At 72.0% G+C, this 25,386-nt stretch carries 21 protein-coding genes; 10 read left to right on the top strand and 11 right to left on the bottom strand.

All coding sequences use genetic code 11. The features are described 5' to 3' along the window. The first annotated feature begins 114 nt into the window (after positions 1 to 114). The gene (locus ACFYRY_RS03705; protein WP_389139584.1) at positions 115 to 1,236 is read left to right on the top strand and encodes a PLP-dependent cysteine synthase family protein; all 1,122 of its coding nucleotides are present in this window, start codon (positions 115 to 117) and stop codon (positions 1,234 to 1,236) included. A 58-nt stretch (positions 1,237 to 1,294) separates the two neighbouring features. Here ACFYRY_RS03705 and ACFYRY_RS03700 read toward each other — a convergent pair whose 3' ends face one another. Further along, on the bottom strand, positions 1,295 to 1,768 hold the full coding sequence (locus ACFYRY_RS03700) for an SRPBCC family protein (protein ID WP_389139583.1): 474 nt from the start codon (positions 1,766 to 1,768) through the stop codon (positions 1,295 to 1,297). A gap of 62 nt (positions 1,769 to 1,830) precedes the next feature. After that, entirely contained in the window at positions 1,831 to 2,661 is an 831-nt protein-coding gene (locus ACFYRY_RS03695) for a DeoR/GlpR family DNA-binding transcription regulator (RefSeq protein ID WP_389139581.1), read from the bottom strand. A gap of 291 nt (positions 2,662 to 2,952) precedes the next feature. Here ACFYRY_RS03695 and ACFYRY_RS03690 point away from each other — a divergent pair, with 291 nt between their 5' ends. Next, a complete protein-coding gene (locus ACFYRY_RS03690; protein ID WP_389139579.1) occupies positions 2,953 to 5,313 on the top strand; it encodes a hypothetical protein in 2,361 nt (786 codons plus the stop codon). Here ACFYRY_RS03690 and ACFYRY_RS03685 read toward each other — a convergent pair. The 4 genes from ACFYRY_RS03685 to ACFYRY_RS03670 form a co-directional block, all read right to left on the bottom strand. Next, on the bottom strand, positions 5,283 to 7,718 hold the full coding sequence (locus tag ACFYRY_RS03685) for a right-handed parallel beta-helix repeat-containing protein (RefSeq protein ID WP_389139577.1): 2,436 nt from the start codon (positions 7,716 to 7,718) through the stop codon (positions 5,283 to 5,285). The genes ACFYRY_RS03690 and ACFYRY_RS03685 overlap by 31 nt on opposite strands. Positions 7,719 to 7,829: 111 nt before the next feature. Beyond that, the gene (locus ACFYRY_RS03680; RefSeq protein WP_389139575.1) at positions 7,830 to 8,435 is read right to left on the bottom strand and encodes a hypothetical protein; all 606 of its coding nucleotides are present in this window, start codon (positions 8,433 to 8,435) and stop codon (positions 7,830 to 7,832) included. A gap of 179 nt (positions 8,436 to 8,614) precedes the next feature. Continuing rightward, positions 8,615 to 9,442 (bottom strand): MOSC domain-containing protein, encoded by an 828-nt coding sequence (locus ACFYRY_RS03675; RefSeq protein ID WP_389139574.1) that lies wholly within the window; start codon positions 9,440 to 9,442, stop codon positions 8,615 to 8,617. 42 nt (positions 9,443 to 9,484) lie between these two features. Further along, positions 9,485 to 9,931, bottom strand: coding sequence for a DUF6643 family protein (locus ACFYRY_RS03670; protein WP_389139572.1), 447 nt, complete (start codon positions 9,929 to 9,931; stop codon positions 9,485 to 9,487). Positions 9,932 to 10,228: 297 nt separating this feature from the next. Between ACFYRY_RS03670 and ACFYRY_RS03665 the strand changes: the two genes are divergently transcribed. After that, complete coding sequence (locus ACFYRY_RS03665; RefSeq protein WP_389141046.1) at positions 10,229 to 11,494, top strand: TerD family protein; 1,266 nt, start codon at positions 10,229 to 10,231, stop codon at positions 11,492 to 11,494. 4 nt (positions 11,495 to 11,498) lie between these two features. Here ACFYRY_RS03665 and ACFYRY_RS03660 read toward each other — a convergent pair whose 3' ends face one another. Next, positions 11,499 to 12,719, bottom strand: a complete 1,221-nt coding sequence (locus ACFYRY_RS03660; protein WP_389139570.1) for a glycosyltransferase — start codon at positions 12,717 to 12,719, stop codon at positions 11,499 to 11,501. A 16-nt stretch (positions 12,720 to 12,735) separates the two neighbouring features. Between ACFYRY_RS03660 and ACFYRY_RS03655 the strand changes: the two genes are divergently transcribed. Both ACFYRY_RS03655 and ACFYRY_RS03650 read left to right on the top strand, forming a co-directional pair. After that, entirely contained in the window at positions 12,736 to 13,521 is a 786-nt protein-coding gene (locus ACFYRY_RS03655; RefSeq protein ID WP_389139569.1) for a glutamate racemase, read from the top strand. Positions 13,522 to 13,590: 69 nt separating this feature from the next. After that, positions 13,591 to 14,127 carry a hypothetical protein gene (locus tag ACFYRY_RS03650; protein ID WP_389139567.1) on the top strand — a complete coding sequence of 179 codons (537 nt, stop codon included), beginning with the start codon at positions 13,591 to 13,593 and terminating at the stop codon, positions 14,125 to 14,127. Between the two features lie 15 nt (positions 14,128 to 14,142). Here the strand turns inward: ACFYRY_RS03650 and ACFYRY_RS03645 are convergent, their stop codons facing one another. Next, positions 14,143 to 15,219 carry an O-antigen ligase family protein gene (locus tag ACFYRY_RS03645; protein WP_389139565.1) on the bottom strand — a complete coding sequence of 359 codons (1,077 nt, stop codon included), beginning with the start codon at positions 15,217 to 15,219 and terminating at the stop codon, positions 14,143 to 14,145. 226 nt (positions 15,220 to 15,445) lie between these two features. Between ACFYRY_RS03645 and lnt the strand changes: the two genes are divergently transcribed. The 4 genes from lnt to ACFYRY_RS03625 all read left to right on the top strand — a co-directional run bounded on the left by lnt (position 15,446) and on the right by ACFYRY_RS03625 (position 20,745). After that, positions 15,446 to 17,056, top strand: a complete 1,611-nt coding sequence (gene lnt / locus ACFYRY_RS03640; RefSeq protein ID WP_389139563.1) for an apolipoprotein N-acyltransferase — start codon at positions 15,446 to 15,448, stop codon at positions 17,054 to 17,056. A gap of 68 nt (positions 17,057 to 17,124) precedes the next feature. Further along, a complete protein-coding gene (locus ACFYRY_RS03635; protein WP_389139561.1) occupies positions 17,125 to 17,604 on the top strand; it encodes an NUDIX domain-containing protein in 480 nt (159 codons plus the stop codon). Between the two features lie 54 nt (positions 17,605 to 17,658). Beyond that, positions 17,659 to 18,459 (top strand): 3-hydroxybutyrate dehydrogenase, encoded by an 801-nt coding sequence (locus ACFYRY_RS03630; protein ID WP_389139560.1) that lies wholly within the window; start codon positions 17,659 to 17,661, stop codon positions 18,457 to 18,459. Positions 18,460 to 18,534: 75 nt separating this feature from the next. After that, entirely contained in the window at positions 18,535 to 20,745 is a 2,211-nt protein-coding gene (locus ACFYRY_RS03625) for a GAF domain-containing protein (RefSeq protein WP_389139558.1), read from the top strand. A gap of 106 nt (positions 20,746 to 20,851) precedes the next feature. On the opposite strand, the gene ACFYRY_RS03620 is transcribed toward ACFYRY_RS03625, so the two are convergent. The 3 genes from ACFYRY_RS03620 to ACFYRY_RS03610 form a co-directional block, all read right to left on the bottom strand. Next, positions 20,852 to 22,234: an MFS transporter gene (locus ACFYRY_RS03620; protein WP_389139556.1), complete on the bottom strand. Its 1,383-nt coding sequence runs from the start codon at positions 22,232 to 22,234 to the stop codon at positions 20,852 to 20,854. 382 nt (positions 22,235 to 22,616) lie between these two features. Continuing rightward, positions 22,617 to 23,843, bottom strand: coding sequence for a lactonase family protein (locus tag ACFYRY_RS03615; protein ID WP_389139555.1), 1,227 nt, complete (start codon positions 23,841 to 23,843; stop codon positions 22,617 to 22,619). Positions 23,844 to 23,994: 151 nt separating this feature from the next. Further along, positions 23,995 to 24,642 carry a peroxiredoxin-like family protein gene (locus ACFYRY_RS03610; protein ID WP_389139553.1) on the bottom strand — a complete coding sequence of 216 codons (648 nt, stop codon included), beginning with the start codon at positions 24,640 to 24,642 and terminating at the stop codon, positions 23,995 to 23,997. A gap of 125 nt (positions 24,643 to 24,767) precedes the next feature. On the opposite strand from ACFYRY_RS03610, the gene ACFYRY_RS03605 reads away from it, so the two are divergent. Then, positions 24,768 to 25,358, top strand: coding sequence for a TetR/AcrR family transcriptional regulator (locus tag ACFYRY_RS03605; RefSeq protein ID WP_389139551.1), 591 nt, complete (start codon positions 24,768 to 24,770; stop codon positions 25,356 to 25,358). Positions 25,359 to 25,386 lie beyond the last annotated feature (28 nt).

Below are 25,386 nucleotides of genomic sequence, written 5' to 3'. Positions count from 1 at the left end.
CCTTTGAGGTGCTCAAAGGTGTGTTTATGCAGGTGAGAAGCGTGCGGGAGGTGTCTATGATCGGCGTGTCGGCCGCGCGACCCGCTGTCGGCGCGCAGCTTAAGGAGCCCCGCCGTGAGTACCCCCCAACCGACCCGGACCGGCGAAACCCTCGACGTCGACCACAGCGACGCCGCCTACCGCGGCTGGCTGAAAGAAGCCGTCCGCAAGGTCCAGGCCGACGCCAACCGCTCGGCCGACACCCATCTGCTCCGTTTCCCGACGCCGGAGCGGTGGGGCATCGACCTTTACCTGAAGGACGAGTCGACCCACCCGACCGGCAGCCTCAAGCACCGGCTGGCCCGGTCGCTGTTCCTCTACGGTCTGTGCAATGGCTGGATCCGGCGGGGGTGCCCGGTGATCGAGGCGTCCAGCGGTTCGACGGCGGTGTCCGAGGCGTACTTCGCGAAGCTGATCGGTGTGCCCTTCATCGCCGTGATGCCGCGCACGACAAGCGCCGAGAAGATCCGCCTGATCGAGTTCCACGGCGGGCAGTGCCACTTCGTGGACGACTCTCGCAAAATGTACGAGGAGTCCGCCCGCCTCGCGGTGGAGACCGGCGGCCACTACATGGACCAGTTCACCTACGCGGAACGGGCCACGGACTGGCGCGGCAACAACAACATCGCCGAATCCATCTTCCGCCAACTCCGGCTGGAGCGGTTCCCGGAGCCCGCGTGGATCGTCGCCACGGCCGGCACCGGCGGCACCTCGGCGACCCTCGCGCGCTACGTCCACTACATGCAGTACGACACCCGGATCTGTGTCGCCGATCCGGAGAACTCGTGTTTCTTCGAGGGATGGACCACCGGCGATCCGGACGTCACGTGCGACTGCGGCTCCCGTATCGAGGGCATCGGCCGCCCCCGGATGGAGCCGAGCTTCGTGCCCGGCGCGATCGACCGCATGATGAAGGTCCCGGACGCCGCCAGCGTCGCCGCCGTACGGGCCCTGGAGCGGGCCATCGGCCGCAGGGCGGGCGGCTCGACCGGCACCGGGCTCTGGAGCGCGCTGAAGATCGTCGCCGAGATGGTGGCCGAGGGCCGGCAGGGGAGCGTCGTGACGCTGCTGTGCGATCCGGGCGACCGCTACCTGGACAAGTACTACTCCGACGCCTGGCTCGCCGAGCAGGGCCTGGACATCGCGCCGTACTCCGCGGCCATCACCTCGCTGCTGGAGACGGGCGTCTGGCGCTAGGAGGGTCCTGAAGACCAAAGCCCCGCCCGCACGCCCTCTCTACGCTGACCCCCCGGTCTCAGCGCGCGGCCAGTCGCCGGTCCAGCGAGGTGACGGCACCCCGGAAGGCGCGTCCGAGGCCCGGGCGGGCGAGCCTCACCACCAGCCGGAAAGCCGCCGTCCCGTCGGCGGCGAAGGTCCACCGCACCCGGGTACCGGCGCCCGAGGGGATGAGCCGCCACTCCTCGGCCAGCGCGCGGGCTCCCGGCGCGTTGGTCCGGTCGACGCGGTACCCGTACACCTCGGGCGGCTTGACGGCGATCACCGTCTCCAGGAAGCGGCCCCCGCCCTTGAGCCGGATGTCACGCCGGGCTCCGCCGTCGACGGGCCGGGCGGACGTCACCGACGCGAACCACTCGGACCAGCCGGGCACGTCGTCGGCGAGCGCAGCGAAGACGGCCTCCGGAGCGGCGGACATCTCCTGCTCGAAGAAAAAACGAACGGGCGCGACCTCGACGAACTCAAGTTCCACCGGACGCAGTTGGCGAGCCATGGGCGAACCCCCGCGGAAAGAGAGGTAGTTGACCGGGCCATATCACCCTAGCTGACGGTCAGTCACCCGTCTGCCGCATCGTCCGGCTCGCCCGCCACGACCAGCCGCCGCAGATGTTCCGACACCTCCGCGCGGGCCGAGCCCGACAGCCCGGCGTCCGTCACCAGCGTGTCCACCTGCTCCAGCGCCGCGAAGGAACTCAGGCCCACCGTCCCCCACTTGGTGTGGTCGGCGACCACCACGACCCGCCGCGCGGACTGCACCAGCCGCCGGTTGGTCTCCGCCTCCGCGAGGTTCGGCGTGGACAGGCCGGCCTCGACCGATATCCCGTGCACACCCAGGAACAGTACGTCGAAGTGGAGCGCCGCGATCGCCTGGTCGGCCACCGGCCCCACCAGCGAGTCCGACGGAGTGCGCACCCCGCCGGTCAGTACCACCGTGGCCGCGCCCTGCCGGGGACCCGAGGTGCGCTGCGCCGCGTGGAAGACATCGGCCACCCGCACCGAGTTGGTGACGACGGTCAGATCCGCCACGTCCACCAACTGGTGCGCGAGCGCGTAGGTCGTCGTACCGCCCGACAGCGCGATCGCACTGCCCGCCGTGACCAGTTCCGCCGCGGCCCGTGCGATGTCCTCCTTGGCGGTCAGCTCCAGACCCGACTTCGCTTCGAACCCCGGCTCGTGCGTGCTCGCCTCGACCACCGGAACGGCACCGCCGTGCACCTTCTCCAGCACACCCTGGCGGGCGAGCGCGTCCAGATCGCGCCGCACCGTCATGTCCGACACGCCGAGCTTGCGGGTCAGCTCGTTGACGCGGACACCACCACGGCGACGGACCTCGTCCAGGATCAGGGCGCGCCGCTGCTCCGCGAGGAGGTTCTGATTCTCGCTCACGTACGCTCCGGTCCTTTCGCCTCAAGCCGCCCGACACGCCACGCGCACCAGCTCCGACTAGGCCATTTTGCCCGTCCCCGGTGCGCGGACGCCCCATCCTCGCACGCGCCGCGCCGGGTCGCGCCACTGACCGTCCGGACTCCCGCATGTCAGCGAGGGCGACATCCGGGCCTCGGCTGTCACACGGATCGGGGACAATCCGTGACGGAGGGTGTGCGCCGCGCTTCCCAGGGGCGATCCTGGTGCCGCACGGACAGATGCCGACGGCACGTCACGGGGGAAGTGCGAACAGTGGAACCTGCGCAGGACAATGCCTCGACCCGGAGAGCGGACGACTGCGTTCCGCAACCCGGGGAAGCCGGAACCGCCCTGGAACTCCTGGTTCACGGAGTCGGCGGAACCACACCCCAACAGATGCTGGACGATCCACGCACGGTGCGGATCTCCGGCGACGACATCGCGGCGGTCTTCCGGCGCGCCGAGGACGCCGACGCCGAGTCCCGGCCCGCCGACCACCGCGGGCGGCCGGTGCCGGAGGCGTACGTCTGGTGCAACCTCACCTCCGGCAACGGCACCCGCGCCCTGTGGCTGCTGCTGTTGCCGTTCATGGTCGTCAACCTCGCCCACTGGATGCGCCCCACCGCCCGGGGCCGCAAACGGACCGTACGCCTGTACGGCCTGCTGGTACGACTCGCCGGCCTCACCCTGACCGTGCTGCTGGTCGCCGCCGCCTGCGAGGTCGCCCTGGATCTCGCGGCCTGGCAGTGCGCGGGCACCCGCGCGTGCGCCGAGCGGCACTCCTGGCTCGGGTTCCTGTCACCCGTGGTCTCGGACGGCGGCTGGTGGAGCAGGCCCGGACGTCGGCTCGTGGTCGCCGCCCTGATCCCGACCGCCCTCACCGCCCTGCTGTGGTACCTGTCCCACCGCACCTGGAGCGCCTACGAGTCCCAGCAGCCAATGTCCCGTCCCCCGGAGCCCGAGGAGGAGACCGGCCGCACCGCACTGAGCCGGCCCGGGTTCTGGTACGGACGCCGCCTGGTCGCCCGGCTGCGCGCCGCCCACACCGCCGCCGGCCTGCTGACGGTCGCCGCGGCGGTGGGCACCTCGGCCGCGCGCTTCGACCACCGGCCCGGCGGCCCCGCACTCCTCGACGTCCTGGGCCGGCTCCTGGAGGCGGCGCTGGCCGTGGCCGCGGCCGGCGTGGTGTGGGTGGTCTGCCGCCGGGGCCGCAGCGAACACCGCCTCGACCGGGAACTCGACCAGCATCTCGTACGACGGCTGCCGCTCGCCGCCGTCGCCCTGCTGGTCCTCGCCGCGGTGTACGCCGGCTGGGAGCGCCCCGAGTGGACGTCGGCCGGCCGGCTCCCCGGCGACACGACCTTCGGCGGCATCGCCCTGATTCAGGGCCTGCTGGTGATCGCCCTCGGCGTGGTCGCCCGCGTACTGCACCGCGCGCACCCCGACGCGCGCGCCGCGATGCGCGGGCTGGGCGGCCCGGCCGTCGCGATGCTGGCCTGCGCGCTCGGCGGAGTCATGTCCGGCGGCGTCTCCCAACGGGTCTCCGACTGGCTGGACGGCACCGGTACCGACATCCCCGGCCCGCCGGTCCTGCTCACCTGGCAGGCGTCGGTGATCCCGCCGCTGCTCCTCGGACTGCTGGCGCTGTTCGGCTGGCTGGCACGACGTACCTGGCAGCTGCGCCGTCTCGAAATGGCCGCGGTGGAGCGCGACTACCCCGACGAGCCGCAGGACCTCACCCGCACCCGTCGCATCGCCCGCATCCGCGCTATGGCCACCCTCACCGACCGCGCGCCCCTGATCGTCGCCGTCACCTCCGCCGCGACCCTGCTTCTGGGGGCCGCGGCCCTGGTCGGTGCGATGACCACCGACCAGACACCCGGCGCGGCGGCCCAGCGGTCGTACGCCGTCGTCGAGAGCGCCGCCGAGGCCTCTCAGGCGCTGGGCTCCTGGCTGATCGGACTCGGGTTCATACTCTTCGTCACCTGGGGCCGACGCGCCTACAAGGATCCCTCCGCGCGCCGCACCATCGGCATCCTCTGGGACGTCGGCACCTTCTGGCCGCGCGCCGCCCACCCCTTCGCCCCGCCCTGCTACGCCGAGCGGGCCGTCCCCGACCTGACCTGGCGGATGGCGACCTGGACCCGGGCCACCGGTGGCCGGCTCGTCCTCTCCGGTCACTCACAGGGCAGCGTGCTCGCCGCCGCCGCGGCCTGGCAGCTCACCCCGTCCGTCCGCAGACGCGTCGCGCTGCTGACCTACGGTTCCCCGCTGGAGCGCCTCTACGGCCGCTGGTTCCCGGCCCACTTCGGCCCCGCGGCGCTCAGCGCCCTGCACCAGGACGTGGACTGCTGGCGCAACCTGTACAGGTCCACCGACCCCATCGGCGGCCCCGTCCGCCTGACCGGCGCCTGCGGCCCCGAGGTGGACCGCGAGGCTCTCAAGGACCCGCTCGTGTACGGGCGTACGGCGCGCCACCCCCTGCCCGCGGCGATCCTCGGACACTCCGACTACCAGGCCGACCCCGCCTTCGCCGAGGAACGCGAACGGCTGTTGGGCCGGCTCCGGCCCGACCTGCCCACCCCGCGACGCGAAGGAGAGGATCAGGGCGAGTCGGGCAGGTCCTCGCCGTAGAGCAGCGTCAGGTCGTCCTTGCTCGGGTCGTCGAGGTGCGCGACCCGGCTCGCGTGCCGCTCGACCATCGCCTCGAAAGTCTGCCGGGCGGTACGGCCGTTGCCGAAGGCGGGGCCCTTGGGGAGCGCCGCGAAGTACTTCAGCAGTGCGTCCGTGGCGCCCGGCGCCAGCCGGTACTCGTGCTCCTCGGCCTGCTGCTCCACGATCCGCAGCAGCTCCTCGGGGTCGTAGTCGCTGAAGGTGATGGTCCGTGAGAAGCGGGAGGCCACACCCGGGTTGACCGACAGGAACCGTTCCATCTCGGCGGTGTAACCCGCGACGATCACCACGACCGCGTCCCGGTGGTCCTCCATCAGCTTCACCAGCGTGTCGATGGCCTCCTTGCCGAAGTCACGGCCCGAGTCCTCCGGCGACAGCGCGTACGCCTCGTCGATGAACAGCACTCCGCCGCGCGCCCGGTCGAACGCCTCCTGCGTGCGGATCGCGGTGGAGCCGATGTGCTCGCCGACCAGGTCCACGCGGGACACCTCGACCAGATGGCCCTTCTCCAGAACCCCGAGAGAGGCGAGGATCTCGCCGTAGAGGCGGGCGACCGTCGTCTTTCCGGTGCCCGGGGAGCCGGTGAAGACGAGGTGGCGCTTGACCGACGCGGCCTTCAGACCCGCCTGCTGACGGCGCCGGCCCACCTCGATCATGTCGGTGAGGGCCCGCACCTCGCGCTTGACGCTGTCCAGGCCCACCAGCGCGTCCAGCTCACCCAGCACCGCCTTCGAGGTCCGCGCCGGCTGCTCAGGCTCCGCGGCGGCGACCAGCGGGACCTGCTCGGTGCTGCGCTGCCCGGGGATGGAACCCAGCAGACTCGGCGAGTGGGGCACCGTCTCCACGGCGGTCGCCCGCGCGGTGGGCGGCCTCAAGCCGCCGCTCTCGTCGCTGGTGCAGTCCTCCACCACGGGGCCCGCTCCGGATGCCGCGTCCGGGGCGTCCGCGAACTCGTACCCGCCGCGCGCGCACCGCTCCGTGCGGCACTTCCGCAGCGTCGTGCGACAGCCGTCGATCACATGGAAGCCGTAGCCGCCGCTGCCCGTCACCCGGCAGTTCAGGAAGCTCCCACGGCCGCCCGCCGACACGTAGAAGCCCGCCTCCGCGGGGGAGTCGACCGTGCAGCGCTCGATCGTCGGGTCGGCGCCCTTGGTGACGATCACACCGGTCTGAGTGGCGTCCACGGTGCAGTTGTTGAGGGTGCCGCCACTACCGTGGTCACGGAACCAGGCACCCGTCGCCGCGTCCCGGATCCGGCAGTCGTCGAGCTGGGCGGTGGCGCCGTCGCTCACCGACACGGCGGTGTTGCGGACCTGGGAGAGATCACTGTCGACGACGTCCGCGCGGGAGCCGCGGTCGAGGACGAACAGGGCGTCCGGCACGTCGTGCACCCGGCACGAGTCCAGTACGGCGGTCGCTCCGTCGCTGACCCAGACGGCCGGGTAGTCACCCGTGCTGTCGAAGATCTCGCACTGGTTGGCGTCCACGCGCGTGCCCGGGTCCCACACCGACAGGCCGTTGCGGCCGAACTGACGCACCGTGGTCCGGGTCAGCGTGAGCACCGAACGTGAGCGCAGGTCGACCGCGTTCTCCGGGATGTCGTGGATACGGCAGTCGGCCAGGGTCAGCACGGCGTCCGTGTCGAGCGTGACACCGTCGGCGGTGGTGCGGTGCACATCGCAGTCGGTGAGGTGGGCGGTCGCCCGGCCGGTGACCTGGACACCGCTGCCGCGAACCTCGTAGACCTCACAGCCCACCGCCTCCAGCGCCGAGTTCTCACCGGTCGCCGACAGGCCCACCCCCGAGGTGTGGTGCACCCGGCAGCGGTCCAGGCGCGGGTGCGCGCCGCCGCGTACGGCGACACCGGCCTGGCCCGCCGCGACGACCTCGCACTCCTCGAACACCCCACCGCCGCCGTCGAGTACCGCGATGCCGATGCCGGCCGGGTTGTCGACGGTGCAGCGGCGCACCGTCGGCCGCGCGCCGCCGCGCACCTCGATGCCGGACGCGGACCGCGTGACGATCCGTACGTCCGTGAGCTCCGGCGAGCCCTCCTCGACGAGCAGGGCGGGAGCGGCGGCGTCCTGGCCCTCGATGTGCAGGTCCTGGACCACGGCCGAGGCCCGTACGGTCAGCGGCACCCCGTCCACGGGCGCGATCCGCACCGACCCGGGGGAGCCGTCGGGGCCGCGCAGGGTGACCGCCCGCTGGACGACGAGGTTCTCCCGGTAGGTGCCGGGGGCGACGGTGAGGACGTCGCCGTCGGCCGCGGCCTCCAGGGCAGCGGCGAGCGACGCGTACTCACCTGTGCGGCGCCGCCACCTCGATGTGCCGGTGTGCGTCACCTGGACGGTGCCCTGTGCCATGGCGCTGCTGTGCCCCCACCTCGTGGTACGCGGGTTGTCGATGCCGAATGCGTTCGGCCGGTCCACCGTAGCGTGCGCGCAGACCGTGGGTTGACCAGAGCCGGAAGGCCGTCAGCTGCCGGTGCCGGTCCTGCCCCAGTCCGGGCCCGCCCGGTCCCAGGCCCGGTCCCAACGGGCGTACCGGCGACGGACCATGCGCCACAGCGCCAGTCGTCGGCCGGCCTCGACGACGCCCGCGGTCAGCAGGGCCGCACCGACCCCGGCGAGCACGGCGTGGGTCGTGGCGGTGGCGGAGTCCAGCGGGCGGGCCGCCATGCGGCCGTGCCGGTCCGTCCACAGCGTGAAGTGGTCGCCGGGGTGCGGGCTGCGCAGCGCGGCCAGCACCGTGCCGTGCTGGGCTGTCCCGTCCGGTCCGCGCCAGTCGGCGGTCACCCGGCTGCGCAGGTCCCGCCCGGCGGTGGTCTCGGGGTCGGTGTCCAGCGGGGAGTGGCCCAGTTCGCGGACCACGGTCGCCGTCACCTCGTGACGGGACTCGTGTTGCTGGCGGACGGAGCGCTGCAGCGCGTCCTGGGCGACGCCGCCGACCAGCCAGCCGAGCACCGGGCCGGCGACCAGGACCAGCAGCAGAGCCGCCAGAGACAGCCAGGCCTCCGCCAGATCGGTTCCCCGGCGCAGCGGGTTGTGCCGCCAACGCCAGAGTCCGGTGATTGCGCGCACCCTCCCGCACCCCCTTCCCGCTCCGTGATAACCCCCGACACAGCTGTTCACGCGCGGACCCGGTCAAAGAGAGAGCGAAATCACCAGCGCCGGGACCTCTCATGAACTTCTCACGGACATTCCAACGCCCGGACCCCCGGGCCGGGTTCCCGGGGTCCGTGCCACAGCGGGTTCCGGACCTATTCGAGGACGGTGACCGGATCGCCGACCCGGATCGTGCCGCGGGAGCGGGGCACCAGGTTCTGCCCGAAGGCGAGTCTGCCGTCGAGACGGCGGTGCCGGCCGAGGGTGTGCAGGGGTTCCCGGCCACGTTCGGCGGTGGCCTGGTCGGTCGTGGTCACGACGCACCGCCCGCACACCTTGGCGACCCGGAAGGTGACCTCGCCGATGGCGACGAGCGACCAGTCGTCCTCGGCCCAGGCCGCGGTGCCCGCCACCACCACGTTCGGCCTGAAACGGTTCATGGGCAGCGGGCCCTCGTGCGCGTGATCACCCTCGGCGATCAGGGAGTTGAGGGCGTCGAGGGAAGCCGCGGAGGTGAGCAGCAGCGGAAAGCCGTCGGCGAAGGACACCGTCTCACCGGGCAGGGCGTACTGCGGGTCGACCGGCCGTCGCGTGGCCGGGTCGTCCATGTGGACCAGCCGGACGTCGATGCCGAGATACGTGCTGCACCAGGCGTGCGCCGCCTCGCCCTCCGCCAGGACTCCCTCGACCGTTTCCCGGAAGATGTCCACGGGCACCGTGCCGCTCGGCCTCGGAACGGGAACCGTCAAGGATTCCATGCCGGGCGCGGACAGCCGGATGCCGCCGCCGGGCAGGAGTTCGGCGACGGCAGGCGCGAGCCGTGGTTGCTGGCGTTGAGTGACGACCTTTCCCCCGTCGTCCATCAGCACCCAACGCCGGTCCCCGGCAAGCCCCCAGGGCTCCACGTCGGCCTCCCGGAGCGCCAGGCTCCGGAACGCCTTGACCGGATGAACGTGAATCGACTGCAGTCGCGGGTTCCCCATGAGGCCATCGTGCCAGGTGGTGCCGACAACCCCCCAGACGCGTCAGTAGCCGCCGCGGTACTGCTGCTGCTGCTGGTTGTACGGATCCTGGTAGTTCGGCTGTGCCGGGCGAGGAGCCGCGGGGCGCATCGCCTCGTAGCCCGTGCCCATGCCGGCCCCCGCCGGGCGCGGTTGCTGGGGCTGCTGGCTCGGGTAGCCGCGCGGCATGCCTGCCTGCTGCGGGATGTACGCGGCGGGCGCCTGCTGGAGCGGGGCCGGCTGCTGCGCCTGCGGATAACCGTAGGAGGGCTGGGAGGGGCCGGAGGGAAGGGCGGGCAGTGCCGACGGCAGCGCCGGCAGGTGACTGCCCGGCGTGGCGTACTCGGCGGGGACCCGGATCGGGGCGATCTGCGGGGTACCCCGCTCGGCCACGAGCGAGTCGTAGATCGGGGTGTCCGGGAAGGAGGCGGAGTAGTAGCCGCCGCCATAAGTGGAGCGGGGGGAGGTCATGGCACATAAGTTAAGCCCACGATGTGCTGGTTGGGGAGACCGATAAGAGGGTTGTTTTACGTGTCGGGGGTGACGCGGGACCCCCAATGTGAGCGAACTTCGCAAAAAGGGGCGGCGTGCCCGGCGACTTTTTGGTAAAAGCCGAGTTCCGGGCGGGTTACCGACGGGTCGGGGACCGTCGTCCCGCACCGCTCATGGGAGTTCGGCGTCCCGGGCAATAGGTTGACGGGTAGACAACAGGACGGGGCGGACCGGGAAGGCCTGGCGCGCTGACACGTGATGGGGGCAGGCATGTCGATGCCGAAAGGATCCAACGCTCCGGTGCCGACGACGGCCCTGCGCGTCGAACTGGGCTGGCGTTCCGGGCCGGGCGTGCCCGACGTGGACGCCTCGGCGCTGCTGCTGGTGGCCGGAAAGGTCCGTTCCGACAGTGACTTCGTCTTCTACAACCAGCCGGTGCACTCCTCGGGCGCCGTCCGGTACGAGGGCAAGCGGGAGCAGGGCGGCAGGGTGACCGACACCCTGGTCGTCGACCTCGCGCGCGTGGAACCCGCGATCGAGACCGTGGTCCTGGCCGCCTCCGCCGACGGCGCCGCCTTCGCCGCCGTCCCCGACCTCTACATCGAGGTCAGGGACGCCGAGCGGGACACGGTGACCGCCCGTTTCGACAGCCCCGGCGCCACCGTCGAAACCGCTTTCCTGCTCGGTGAGTTCTACCGTCGGCAGGGCGCCTGGAAGTTCCGGGCCGTGGGCCAGGGCTACGGCAGCGGGCTGGCGGGCCTCGCCACGGACTACGGCATCACCGTGGACGAACCCCAGCACGCCGCCCCGTCTCCCGCCGCACCCGTCGCACCTCCGGTCACCGCACCTCCCACGACACCGGCACCGCCTCCGCCGCCCCCCTCGGCGCCTCCCGCCGCACCCGTCCGCCTGACGAAGGTGACGCTCACCAAGGCGGCCCCGTCCGTCTCGCTCACCAAGCAGGGCGGCACCTCGGGCGCCCTGCGCGTGAACCTCAACTGGGAGGTCCACAAACAGTTCTCCGGCTGGGGCAGCAAGCGCGGCCGAGCGGTCGCCACGCACGCGGACCTCGACCTCGACCTGTGTGCCCTGTACGAACTCAGCGACGGCAGCAAGGGAGTCGTGCAGGCCCTGGGCAACGCCTTCGGAGCCCTGCACCGGCCGCCGTACATCCACCTCGACGGTGACGACCGCACCGGCGCCGTCGCCGGCGGCGAGAACCTCACCGTGAACCTCGACCACACGCAGGCCTTCCGCCGGGTCCTCGTGTTCGTGACCATCTACCAAGGGGCGCGCTCCTTCGCCGACCTGCACGCCACGGTCACGCTCCAACCGCAGCACGGCGCACCCGTCGACTTCTCCCTCGACGAGTGCACGGTCCCCTCGACGGTGTGCGCGCTCGCCCTGATCACCAACACCGGCGGCGACCTGGTGGTCCGGCGCGAGGCCCGCTACCTGGTGCCCGAACGCGGCGTGAGCCCGCAGCGGACCGTCGACCGTGCCTACGGGTGGGGCATGAACTGGACACCGGGACGCAAGTGAGCGCTCAGCTCTCGTCGCCGACGACAGTCTCTGGACGCGAGTAGGTGCGGCCCTTCCAGGCCGCGCCGCGTCCCCGGTAGTGCCGCACCGCTGAATCCACCGTCATCAGGAGATAGAGGAACGCGGTGAACGGCAGCAGCGGAGCGAGCCACAGCGGCTGCCGGTAGTGACGGAGCATCGGGACGTACGTCCCGGTCATCACCGACCAGGCGAGGCCGCCCAGCACCGCGACCGCCGTCCACCCCGTGGCCGCCCCCACGACCAGGGCCATGGGCGGCACCAGGTACACCAGCGCGAGCCCGGCCACCGTACCGGCGAGCAGCAGCGGGTTGTGCCGCAACTGCGCGTACGCGCTGCGCGAGACCATCCGCCACAGGTCACGCAACCGCGGATACGGGCGGACGCTGTCCACCCGCTCAGCCAGCCCCAGCCAGATGTGACCTCCGCCGCCCTTGACGGCCCGCGCCAGCGCCACGTCGTCGATGACGGCGTGCCGGATCGCCTCCGGGATCCGGGCCCGCTCGGCGGCCTCGGCGCGCAGCAGCACACAGCCGCCCGCCGCGGCCGCCGTCCGCCCCCGCTTCCGGCCGATGCGGCGGAAGGGATACAGCTGCGCGAAGAAGTACACGAAGGCCGGCACCACCAGCCGTTCCCACAGGCTCTCCACCCGCAGCCGCGCCATCTGTGAGACGACGTCGAAGCCGCCCGGGCCGGCCGCCGCGACCAACTGCCGCAGACTGTCCGGCGCGTGCGCGATGTCGGCGTCCGTCAGCAGGAGGTACTCGGGGCCACGAACACGTGCCAGGCCGATACCGTGGCGCACCGCCCACAGCTTCCCGGTCCAGCCCGCGGGCGGCTCGCCAGGGGCGGTCACGGTCAGCGGGAGTCCGCCGTGCCGCCGTGCCAGCTCGAGCGCCAGCTCTCCGGTGCCGTCCGTGCTGCCGTCGTCGACGAGGAAGACCTCGGCCGGCCCGGGATAGTCCTGCGCCAGCAGCGACGGCAGGCTCGCCGGCAGCACCGCGGCCTCGTCACGGGCGGGAACGATGACGCAGACGGACGGCCAGACCTCCGGTTCCCGCCCGGGTGGCAGCCTGACGTCCGTACGCCAGAAGAAGCCCTGGCCGAGCAGCAACCACAGCCAGGCGGCGAGTGATCCGGCGGCGATCCACACGATGGCGCTCACCCGCGCAGTCTGCCCCACCGGCCCGGCCCGCACAGCGGGCATCGTCTATCGTGGCGGGGTGAAGATCGCGCTCATGGACTCCGGAATCGGTCTGCTGGCGGCCACGGCCGCGGTACAACGTCTACGGCCCGACGCCGATCTGGTCCTCTCCCTCGATCCCGACGGAATGCCCTGGGGCCCGCGGACCCCGGAGGACCTCACCCGGCGGGCCGTGGCCGTCGCCGAGGCCGCCGCCGCGCGGCGTCCCGACGCCCTGATCGTCGGCTGCAACACCGCCACCGTGCACGCCCTGCCGGCTCTGCGGGCCCTGCTCGAACCCGAGATACCCGTCATCGGCACGGTCCCCGCGATCAAGCCGGCCGCGGCCGGCGGCGGCCCCTTCGCGATCTGGGCGACGCCCGCCACCACCGGCAGCCCCTACCAGCGCGGACTCATCGAGGACTTCGCCGACGGCGTGCCGGTCACCGAGGTGCCCTGCTACGGCCTGGCGGAAGCGGTGGAGCACGCGGACGAGGCGGCCATCGAAGCCGCCGTCGCCGCGGCCGCGGCGCTGACCCCCGATGACGTGACGACCGTCGTCCTCGGGTGCACCCACTACGAGCTGGTGACCGAGCGCATCCGCGCGGCCGTGCAGCGCCCCGGCTTCCCCCCGCTCGTCCTGCACGGATCCGCCGGGGCGGTCGCCGCCCAGGCGCTGCGCCGACTGGGTGAGCAGCCCGCCCCGCAGGCCACCGCCGACGGCACGTTGACGGTGCTGCTCAGCGGCCGTGAGGGCGTCCTTCCCGAGCCTGCTCTCGCCTACGCGGAAGGCCGGCTCCTCACGTCGGTCAGCCCCGCGCGCTGACGCCCGCCCCGCCCGATAACTCTGAGCGACGAGCTGGCGGCGCAGCGAAACCTGAGTACTCTCATAGCCATGAGGGACCACCCCCACGGTGAGCACACCCCACACCCCGACGTCTGGACCGGGCGCGCCTCCAACCGGTTCCAGTGGCTGCTGGCGCTCGGCGGCGCCGCCTGTCTGGCGCTCGGCATCGAACTGGCCGTCGACTCCAAGTGGACGTCCGGTATCGCCCCGCTCGTGATGTCCGTCGTCGGCTGCATCGCGGCCGGACTGCTGGTTCTCTTCGGCACTCTCGCCTTCGTGCACGTCGCTCTGAAGGTCGACACGGATTCCCTGGAAGTGCGCTGCGGCCACATCGGTGTGCCGCGCCGCCGGATCCCGCTGGCGCATGTCACCGGCGCCGAGTTCGACCCGCACGTCACTCCCCGCCACTGGGGAGGCTGGGGTTACCGCTGGCGTCCCGAGAAGGGCACCGCGGTCGTCGTACGCCGGGGCGAGGGCGTGGTGCTGCAACTGTGGGACGGCCACACGTTCACGGTCACCGTGGACGACGCCGAAGCGGCGGTACGCGTCATCAAGGACCGGCTACGGTCCAGCGCCGCGCGCTGAGCGCACGCACCCGGTTCACGGGGTCGGCCGGTCACCGTGAGGGCGGGCGTCCGCCTCATGCCGAACCGACTCGTCAGCCAGCGGACGGGCCGTGGCCAGTCCCGCCAACAGCCCCGCCGCTACCGTCACCGTGGTGAAGCTCAGCGCGTTGCCCAGGCAGGCGATCGCCGCCACCGCCGTCAGCGCGGCCCCCGCGGTCAGCGCGACCGGTGTGGGACGCCGGGTGCGCCACAGTGCGTACAGCATCCAGCAGAAGGCCGCGGCCAACAGCGTCACGCCCACGACTCCCTGTTCGGCCGCCTGCTGCAACGGCGCCGAGTGCGGCTTGCCGTCGGACAGCAGCGTCCGGGTCGCCGTCCCGCTGAGCTCGCCGAAACGACCCGGGCCCACCCCGACAGCCGCCTGCCCGCGCGCCATGTCCAGGGCGTCGTGCCACAACCCGACCCGGTGCGGGGTCAGTCGGCTCTCCAGCGCGCCGCCGGACCCGCCCGGCACCGCGCCACCGGCGACCGCCCAGGTCAGGCCCGCCACCAGGAACGCGGACAGGGCCAGGCAGACGAGAGCGGGACCGCGGTGACGGATCCGGCCCGCGACGAGTGAGCACAGCAGCACCGCGACGCAGGCGGCGAACCCGCCGACCGAGCCGAGCACGGCCGCGACCACCGCGATCCCTGCCGCCAGCGCCCGCAGGGCCACCCGCGGGGCGAGGGTCTCGGTGGCCCAGGCGGCACAGCACGCGGCACCGGTGGACAGGGCCAGCAGCGCGGCGACGCCACCCGCGTCCCCGAGCGGCGTGATGATCTCGGGGCCGGGGGAGAGGTGCGGCAGCCCCACCGTCAGGCCGAGCGCGGCCAGGGCCCACGCACTCGGCGCGGCGACCGGCAGCAGCGCCCCGCAGATCCGCCCCGCGGCGTATCCGGCGGCCACCGCCAGGGTCGCGAGCAGCACCCCCTCCGGCCGGCCGTCGTGGACGGCCGCCGTGATCAGGGCCCAGGCCGCACAGGCTCCCAGGATCACGACGCCCACCGCGTCGGAGCCGTTTCGTCTGTCGATCTCGCCCGTCGCCGACTGCGGACCGACCGCAGACGTCATCCCCGTGGAATACACCCCGCCCCCCGAACCCGGTCGCCCCCGACCTGCGTCGTCCTCGGCCGTGCCGGGCGTTACCGGCCCGTACGAACAAGGACTGGGGCACACCGTAACCGCTGATGGGCGGTTTGTGGACAAGTGGGACCGATTTACGCGGGAACGTTTCGCTGCCGCGAGCGGGGGCGGACCGCGCTGTCGGCGCCGAGTCCGGCCGCCGTAGACTCCCACAGTGACCGTCACCGCAACCTCCGTGGACGAGTCGGACCAGGTAAGGCCGCAGACCGCGCCCGCATCACTCGGGGCGCGACTGCTGCGACTCGTTCCGGCCGCCGCCGCCGCGCTCTCCGGAGTGCTGCTCTACGTCAGTTTCCCGCCGCGCACCCTGTGGTGGCTGGCCCTGCCGGCCTTCGCCGTCTTCGGGTGGGTGCTGCGCGGGCGCGGTTGGAAGGCGGGCCTGGGCCTCGGCTACCTCTTCGGCCTCGGCTTCCTGCTGCCGCTGCTGGTGTGGACCGGCGTGGAGGTCGGCCCCGGTCCCTGGCTCGCGCTGGTGGTCATCGAGGCGGTCTTCGTCGCGCTGGTCGGCGCGGGCGTCGCAGCGGTGTCGAAGCTGCCCGGCTGGCCCCTGTGGGCGTCCGCGGTGTGGATCGCCGGAGAGGCGGCACGCGCGCGCGTGCCCTTCCACGGCTTCCCCTGGGGCAAGGTCGCGTTCGGTCAGGCGGACGGCGTGTTCCTGCCGCTCGCCGCCGTGGGCGGCACCCCGGTCCTCGGCTTCGCCGTCGTCCTGTGCGGCTTCGGCCTCTACGAGATCGTGCGGCTGGCGATGGTGGCACGGCGTACGAGGGTGGTCCGCCGGTCGGCGGCGGCCGTCGCCGTGCTGAGCGTCGCGGTGCCGGTGCTGGCCGCGGTGGCCGCCCGGCCCCTGGTCAGCGACAAGGCCGAGGACGGCAGCACGACCGTCGCCGTCATCCAGGGCAACGTGCCCCGCGCCGGGCTGGAGTTCAACGCCCAGCGGCGGGCCGTGCTCGACCATCACGCGCGCGAGACGGAACGGCTGGCCGCCGAGGTCAAGGCCGGCAAGGTGGCCCGGCCCGACTTCGTCCTGTGGCCGGAGAACTCCTCCGACATCGACCCCTTCGCCAACCCTGACGCGGCCGCCGTCATCGACCAGGCCGCGAAGGCGATCGGCGTACCGATCTCGGTCGGCGGAGTCGTCGAACGCGACGGCAAGCTCTACAACGAGCAGATCCTGTGGGACCCGGTGAAGGGGCCCGGCGACACGTACGACAAGCGGCAGATCCAGCCCTTCGGCGAGTACCTGCCGCTGCGCCCGCTCATCGGGGCGATCAACAAGAACTGGACCTCCATGGTCCGCCAGGACTTCAGCCGGGGCAGCGAACCGGGCGTGTTCGACATGGACGGCGCCAAGGTCGGCCTGGTCACCTGCTATGAGGCCGCCTTCGACTGGGCCGTGCGCTCCGAGGTCACCGACGGCGCACAGATGATCTCCGTCCCCAGCAACAACGCCACCTTCGACCGCAGCGAGATGACCTACCAGCAGCTCGCCATGTCCCGGGTGCGCGCCGTCGAGCACAGCCGGACCGTCACCGTCCCGGTGACCAGCGGGGTCAGCGCGATCATCATGCCGGACGGCAGGATCACCCAGAAGACCGGCATGTTCGTGGCCGACTCACTGGTCCAGAAGGTTCCGCTGCGCTCCTCGCAGACGCCCGCCACACGGCTGGGCATCCTGCCGGAGATCGCCCTGGTGCTGGTCGCCGCCGGTGGACTCGGCTGGGCGATCGGCGCCGGTGTGCGCCGTCGGCGCGCCGGTGAGGTGTAGCCGTACGCCCGGCGCACGCCCAGTGAAGATCATCGAAGTGACGCGACCGGCCCGTTAGGGTCGGGTCCATGGCTACTCCTGACTTCATCCGTACGCTCCGGACCTCCATCGGCCACCAGTTGCTCTGGCTGCCGGGTGTCAGCGCCGTCGTCTTCGACGACGACGGCCGAGTGCTGCTCAACCGCCGCTCGGACACCGGCAGATGGGCGCTGATCGGCGGTATCCCGGAGCCGGGCGAGCAGCCCGCGGCGTGTGCCGTGCGGGAGGTCGAGGAGGAGACGGGTGTTGTCTGTGTGGTGGAACGGGTGCTTGTCGTGCAGGCGCTCAAGCCGGTCACCTACGACAACGGCGACGTGTGCCAGTACATGGACACCGCCTTCCGCTGTCGTGCCGTCAGCGGGGAGGCTCGGGTCAACGACGACGAGTCGCTGGACGTGGGCTGGTTCGCCGTGGACGCCCTGCCCGAGCTGAACGGGTTCGCGCTGCAGAGGATCAAGCAGGCCCAGTCGGACGACCCCACATGGTTCGACCCTACGAGTTCCGAGTGAAGTATGGGTGGTGACCATATGGGGCGGGAGGGTGGCGCTGTCTAGGGTCGGGCCATGACCGCTCGTAGTGCCCTTCCGGGACTCCACTCCTCCTCGCTCGACCTCGGCGGCCGCACCGCCCTCGTCACCGGTGCGGCCGGCGGCATCGGCCGCGCCTGCGCCTTGCGGCTCGCCGCCGCCGGGGCGAAGGTGAGAGCGGTCGACCGGGACGGCGCCGGTCTGGAGGCGCTCGCCGCCCAGAGCCGGGACCTCGCGGGCACCGTGGAGGCGCATGTGCTGGACCTCGTCGACCTGGACGCCGCCGAGCTCGTCGCCGCGGGCACCGACGTCCTCGTCAACAACGCCGGTCTGCAACTGGTGCGGCCCATCGAGGAGTTCCCGCCCGAGGTCTTCCACACCATGCTCACCGTGATGCTGGAGGCGCCCTTCCGGCTCATCCGCGGTGCCCTGCCCCACATGTACGGGCAGGGGTGGGGCCGCATCGTGAACGTGTCCTCCGTGCACGGTCTGCGTGCCTCGGCCTACAAGTCGGCCTACGTGATCGCCAAGCACGGTCTGGAGGGGCTGTCCAAGACGGCCGCCCTGGAGGGCGCACCCCATGGTGTCACCTCGAACTGTGTGAACCCGGCCTATGTGCGCACACCGCTGGTCGAGACCCAGCTCGCCGACCAGGCCCGGGCACACGGCATCCCCGAGGAACGCGTGCTGTCCGAGGTGCTGCTGCAGGACAGCGCCGTCAAGCGACTGATCGAGCCGGAGGAGGTCGCCGAGGCGGTGGCATACCTGTGCGGCCCGCACGCCTCCTTCGTGACCGGCACCTCGCTCGTCCTCGACGGTGGCTGGACCGCCCACTGAGCTGTCCGGCCCGGTCGCCCGCGGAGTTTTCCACAGGGCGGAACGGACGGCCGGACGATGGGGAATCCTGTGACCATGTCCCGCGATCACGTGCAGTCAGTCGAACGCACCGGTACCGGCAGTGCCGCCGCGCCGGCCGCCGTCGCGCCCGCCCCCTCTGAGCCCGCTCCCGATGGGCCGGTTGCCCCTGGGTCGGCCGCCCATGCGTCGGCCGACGGCGGGCCCGGCGAGAGTGGGCGCGGCGACAGCGGGCCGGGCGGGAGCGCGCCGAGCGCCGGTCCCGGGGCGCCGGGCCTCGACGGCGTGGACGCCGCCGCGCCGGTGACCAGCGGAGGCGAGTTGCCGGTGTCCGACAGCGGCGCGTCGCCCGTGTCCGACAGCGGCGACGCGTGCGCGCCAGGCAGCGCCGAAGCGCCGTTCCTGGAGCTGCTCGCCCGGGGCGCGTCCGCCGACGCCTATGAGCAGCCGGTGCTGATCGCCCGCGCCGAGGGGCGGCCCGCCCCGGAGATCGCCGCCCTGGAGGCCGTCAAACCACTCGCGCTGCGCGTCCGCTCGGAGCTGGAGGGCAGACGTCGACGGGAGGCCGAGCTGTCCGCGCTCTTCGAGACCGCCCACGACCTGGCCGGGCTGCGCGACCTGGACGCGGTCCTGCGGGCGATCGTGCAGCGCGCCCGCTCGCTGCTCGGCACGGACGTCGCGTACCTCAGTCTCAACGACCCGGCGCGCGGTGACACCTACATGCGGGTCACCGAAGGCTCCGTCGCGGCCCGCTTCCAGCAGTTGCGCCTGGGGATGGGGGAGGGACTCGGCGGCCTCGTCGCCCAGACGGCCCGGCCGTACGTCACCGACGACTACTTCAAGGACGAGCGCTTCCAGCACACCCTCGTCATCGACGCCGGCGTGCGCGACGAGGGACTGGTCGCCATCCTCGGAGTGCCGCTGACGCTCGGGCCTCATGTGATCGGGGTCCTGTTCGCGGCGGACCGGCGGGCCCGGGTCTTCGAGCGGGAGCAGATCGCTCTGCTCGGATCCTTCGCGGCGCTGGCGGCCGCCGCCATCGACACCGCGAACCTCCTCACCGAGACCCGTTCCGCCCTCGGGGACCTGGAGCGCGCCAACGAGATCATCAGGGACCGCAGCGGGGTCATCGAGCGGGCCTCGGACGTTCACGACCGGCTCGCCGAACTCGTCCTGCGCGGCGGCGGAGTCCACGACGTGGCCGCCGCCGTCTCCGAAATCCTGGACGGCACCGTCGAGTTCACCGAGCCCGTCGCGGCACCCGCCCGGGCCGTGGAGGTGTCCCGCGCCGAGGGACACGCGGTGCGGCACGCGGACGACTGGATCGCCGCGGTGTCCGCCGGCGGCGAACTGCTCGGCGCGCTGGTGCTGCGCGGCCACCCGGGACTGGACCCCGTCGACCAACGCACCCTGGAGCGCGCGGCCATGGTCACCTCACTGCTGCTGCTGGCCCGACGTTCCGCCGCCGAGGCCGAACAGCGGGTGCGCGGCGAGCTGTTGGACGACCTGCTGGACGCCCGGGACCGCGACCCACGGTTGCTGCGCGAGCGGGCCTCCCGGTTGTCCGCCGATCTCGACGCCACCCATGTGGTGCTCGCCGCGCGCCTGGACGGTAGCGCGGCCGACGCCGACCAGGAGGCGGCCGCCCGCCGGCGTCTGTGGTCCGCCGCGTCCCACCTCGCCGCGACCCGGCACGGCCTGGCCGCCGCCCGCGACGGCGGCACCGTCCTGCTGCTGCCCCTGGAGCCCGGCGACACCGCGGCGGAGGTGGCCCGCCACACGGCCCGCCACCTCGGCGCCGCCGTGCACGAGTCGGTCACCGTCGGAGCCTCCGCCCCCGTCGAGGAACTCGCCACCCACCCGGACGCCGTGGCCGCCGCCTACGAGGAGGGCCGACGCTGTCTCGACGCCCTACGACTGCTCGGCCGCTCCGGTGACGGGGCCGCCGCCGAGGACTTCGGCTTCCTGGGCCTCCTGCTGGCCGGGGACCGGGACATCGCGGGCTTCGTCGACCGTACGATCGGCCGGGTCGTCGGGTACGACGAACGGCGCGGCACCGACCTGGTGCGTACCCTCGACGCCTACTTCGCGTGCGGGATGAGCCCGGCCCGCACCAAGGACGACCTGCACGTCCATGTGAACACGGTCGCTCAGCGGTTGGAGCGGGTCGCCCGCCTCCTCGGTGACGACTGGCAGAGCCCCGCCCGGGCCCTGGAGATACAACTCGCCCTGAGACTCCACCGGTTGTCGGGTGCGGCACGACGCTGACCCCCGTACACACGGACGTACGGGGGCCGGGGATCGGACCTGCCGGGCTCGCACCCGCCCTGCCCGGCTCGGACTCGCCGGTCGAGCCCGGTGGAGGCGGCGGGAGTCAGAGCGCGGGAGTGTCCGCTGCCTTGGTGGTGGCGGGCTCTGGGTCTGCGGAGGGCTCCACATCGGTCAGGTCCCGGTGACGGGTCTCCTTGGCCACGCCCACGGCGACGACCGTGAGGACGGCCGCGGCGATGACGTACAGCGCGATGGGGGTGGAGCTGTCGTAGTCGGCGAGCAGCGCGGTGGCGATCAGGGGCGCGGGTGCTCCGGCCGCGACCGAGGCGAACTGGGCGCCGATGGAAGCCCCGGAGTAGCGCATCCGGGTCGCGAACATCTCCGAGAAGAAGGCGGCCTGGGGCGCGTACATCGCCCCGTGCAGCACCAGGCCGACGGTCACCGCGAGGATCAGGTTGCCGAAGCCGCCGGTGTCGATGAGCGAGAAGAACGGGAACATCCACAGGCCGATACCGACCGCGCCCAGCAGGTAGACGGGACGGCGGCCCACCCGGTCCGACAGGGCGCCCCAGGCCGGGATCACCGCGAAGTGCACGGCCGACGCGATCAACACGGCGTTGAGCGCGGTCTGCTTGGACACGCCGGCCGACGTGGTGGCGTAGACCAGGATGAACGCGGTGATGACGTAGTAGCTGATGTTCTCCGCCATGCGTGCGCCCATCGCCACCAGCACATCACGCCAGTGGTGCTTCAACACGGAGACGAGCGGCAGTTTCTCGGCCTCCGCACGCGTCGCCTTGCGGGCCTCGGCCTGCGCCAACGCCTGCTTGAAGACCGGCGATTCATCGACAGACAGACGAATCCACAAACCGACGAGCACCAGCACACCGGAGAGCAGGAACGGGATGCGCCAGCCCCAACTGCCGAACGCGTCGTCCGACAGCACCGCGGTCAGCAGGGACAGCACGCCGGTGGCGAGGAGTTGCCCCGCGGGCGCGCCGGTCTGCGGCCAGGAGGCCCAGAAGCCGCGTCGCCGCGCGTCCCCGTGCTCGGACACCAGCAGCACCGCTCCGCCCCACTCGCCGCCCAGCGCGAAGCCCTGCACCAGCCGCAGCACGGTCAGCAGCACGGGAGCGGCGGTGCCGACCGTGGCGTGCGTCGGCAGCAGCCCGATCGCGAAGGTCGCCCCGCCCATCAGCAGCAGGCTCAGCACCAGCAGTTTCTTCCGGCCCAGCCGGTCGCCGTAGTGCCCGAAGACCAGCGCGCCCAGCGGACGGGCGGCGAACCCGACGGCGTACGTCAGAAACGACAGAAGCGTGCCGACCAGCGGATCCGAGTCCGGGAAGAACAGTTTGTTGAAGACGAGGGCGGCCGCGGAGCCGTAGAGGAAGAAGTCGTACCACTCGATGGTGGTGCCGATGAGGCTGGCGGCGACGATGCGTTTGAGGCTGGCGGGGGGTGGGGGAGCGGGTGCTGCGGAGGCCATGGACGCCACTTCCTCGGGTGCGGTGGGGACGGGTACGTGTCGGCACACGGTAGAAACACGCAGGTCAGGCGCACATGTGGCGGGGCGACATAGTTCGGGGGCTGGCTATGCGTGCGGCCACCATGCCAGCTCGTGGAAGGGCGGCTCAGAGGCTCGAAGACGGTCGAAACGAACGCCGTCCGGGACGCGTGGTTCGCGGCGATTTGATGGTGCGGTGCTGATTCCCGTGCAGACTTGGTGCTGACCACGCTCCGTTGAACTCGGACATCTGCGTGCCGCGCGGGCTCGGTGACCGGCGTCGCGCACTCCTTACCGCCTCGGAACGGGTTCGGCGCCCCCGAGAGGAGTCTCTCGAAGGCGCCGGGCCGCGGTGGCCGCTTCTTTACACCGCGGCCATGCCCTCCATGCCGGAGTCGGCGAAGGGGGGCAGTCCGGTGGCCGTGGTGACCTTGGTGAGGGAGCCGTTCCTGCCGACGCGGAAGCCGTCGATGGTGCCGGAGGTCGCGTTCTGGACGTACAGGAACTTCTCGTCCTGCGTCACCGCCAGGTCGATGACGCCCTGGGACATGGCTGACGGTGGTGTGGCGATGCCGATCTCGTTGGTGAGCGCGAGACGGCCGTGCCGGTCGGTGCGGTAGCCGGTGACGGTTGAGTTGCCGGTGTTGCCGCCGTAGAAGAAGTCGCCGGCGCGCTCCAGCCAGCACAGCGTGTTCTGACCGTTGGCCAGGGGCTTCTGGACGACCTTGAGGCTGCCGTCGGCGCGCACCTTGTACGTACTGACCGTCGATTTCTCGGCTTCGGCGACCAGCATCCGGCCCGCCTTGTCGAAGGTGATCGCGAACGGCACGCCGCCGGCGGAGTCGTTGACCTTCGCCCGGTGCGCGGGGCGTCCGTCGCGCCGCATCGGGAACACCTCGATGGTGTTGGCCGATTTCGTGGTGACGACCAGCTCACGGCCACCCGGGGTGAACGCGACCTGGCCGGGCGAGCTGCTGAACAACGGCACCTTGTCGTTCTTCAGCCCCAGGGAGCGATACGAACCGCCCAGCGGCTGCAGTCCGTTGGCCGTGATCTGGAAGCCCTGGACGCTGCCCGCGCCTCCCGCGTTCATGACGTAGGCGAGGTTGCCGGACACCGCGATGGACGAGGGGAAGTCCCCGCCCGAGCGCACCACCCGCCGGTCCGTCAGTTTCTGTCCCTCGACCCGGAACGAGGTCACGGTGCCGCTGCCCGCGTTGACTGCCAGCAGAAGATGCGAGCCGCGGTCGTAGACGAGTGAGCCCTGAGAGGCGAGCGAGTCGGTGGGAGCGTCGACCTGGTCGCCGCCCTTGCCGCCGGTCGCGTAGGCGCCTGCGGCGGTGAGCTTTCCGTCCTCGCCGCGCTGGAAGACGTGGATGGTGTTTCCGGCGAGCTCGTTGCCCTGCACGAAGACGGCGTGGTTGGCTCCCGCCTTGGCGCTCTTCGTCGTCGCGCCTACGTGTGCGCGGGGGACTTCCCCCGCCGAGGCGATGGCCACCGTCGTCACGACCGCTGCCGATGCGAGGATGCCGGCCCCGGCAATGGTCATCCGGACCTGCGACTTCGACCTGCGCCTGGTATGCCTGCTCACGCCTGACTCCTCGTACCTCGCCGCCACCGCCGTCGGTGACGTGCAGAGCCAGAGTTGCCTGTGGGGCGGGTGGGATGAAGGTGTTTCGGTCCCGCGTCAGTTTCTCGTAAGAACTGAGATGGACTGTCCGCGCGGCGGCTCGGACCGGCACTCAGGCCAGGGCATCGAGGGCGGCCAGGATGTCGGCGGGTTCGGCGCGCTTGGTGTAGTCCGTGTCGACGAAGGCCCAGCGGATGACACTCTCGCGGTCGATGACGTAGGCAGCGGGCAGCGGCAGGGTTCGCGGGTGTCCTCCGTTGACGCGCTGGAGGTCGAAGCCGAGCTTGTCGTAGACGGTCGCGAGGTCGTCGGGGAGGTCGAAGGCGAGGCCGTACTGCTTGGCGGTGTCGGAGCCGACGTCGCTGAGGACGCTGAAGGCGAGCTGGTGCTTCTCGGCCAGGGAGAGGGACTCGTCGGGGACTTGCGGGGAGACGGCGACGAGGCGTGCGCCGCGTGCGGTGATCTCGTCGTGGTGCTGCTGGAGGGCGCGCAGGGCGATGTTGCAGTAGGGGCACCAGGCGCCCCGGTAGAAGGTCAGGACGACGGGGCCGGTCGCGAGCAGATCGGCGAGGCTCAGTCGCTCGCCGGTCGCGGACGGCAGGCGGAAGTCGGGGGCCCGTCCGCCGGCGGAGAGTGCGCGGTCGGACTGACCGGACTCGGCGAGTTCCTGGCCGGCGCGCTGCATGATCTGCCGTATGTCGGCGGGGATCTGCTGCTGGCGGACTGTGTAGAAGGCCTGCAGCTGGGCGTTGAGGGTCATCGGAAAGGTTCCTCCTGGGGGCGCCGGTCGTGTCGTGCGTTCCGCTATCTCGGAACGACCGTTCCAAGATAGCGGGGTGGGGCGGTATCTTGGAACCCTCATTTCAAGATGCTGAGGACTGAGACATGCCGGACGTCAAACACTTCGATCCCGACACGGCCCTGGACGCGGTGATGCGGCTGTTCTGGCGCCAGGGCGTGGAGGCGACCGGGATCCAGGACGTCGTGACGGCGACCGGCCTGAACCGCTCCAGCCTCTACGCCACCTTCGGAGGCAAGCAGGAGCTGTACCGCGCCGCCCTGCGCCGTTACATCGAGCAACGCTCCCGGCCGGCGTTCAGCCGCCTGGCGGGAGACGGCCGCGGCCTGCCTGCCGTTCACGACTTCTTCGCAGCGCTGATCGAGGCCCGTTGCTCAGGCGCGTACGCCCGCTGGGGCTGCATGGTCTCCAACGCTCACGCCGGCGGCGCACATGGTGACCCCGACATCCGGGCCGCCCTCGAACGGCATCACGCGGAGCTACGGGAGGCGCTGCGCACGGCGCTCGTCGCCGGCGCGGCCAAGGGGCAGCTCAAACCCGGCACCGATCCCGCAGCTGCGGCCGACCTGCTGGCCCTGCTGGCCTACGGAGTCAATCTGCGCTCCCGCGCACGCGCCGATGCCGGGGAGCTGACGAGGACCGTGACCGGCGCCCTTGACGCGCTGGGGGCCGCGTAGCCGGGCCGTGCGGCATGCTGTTTCAGCG

The sequence above is a fragment of the Streptomyces sp. NPDC005263 genome, from assembly GCF_042872365.1.
GTDB lineage: Bacteria > Actinomycetota > Actinomycetes > Streptomycetales > Streptomycetaceae > Streptomyces.
Note: the sequence above shows the minus strand (reverse complement) of the source record. Positions and strands in the feature narration are given on the sequence as shown.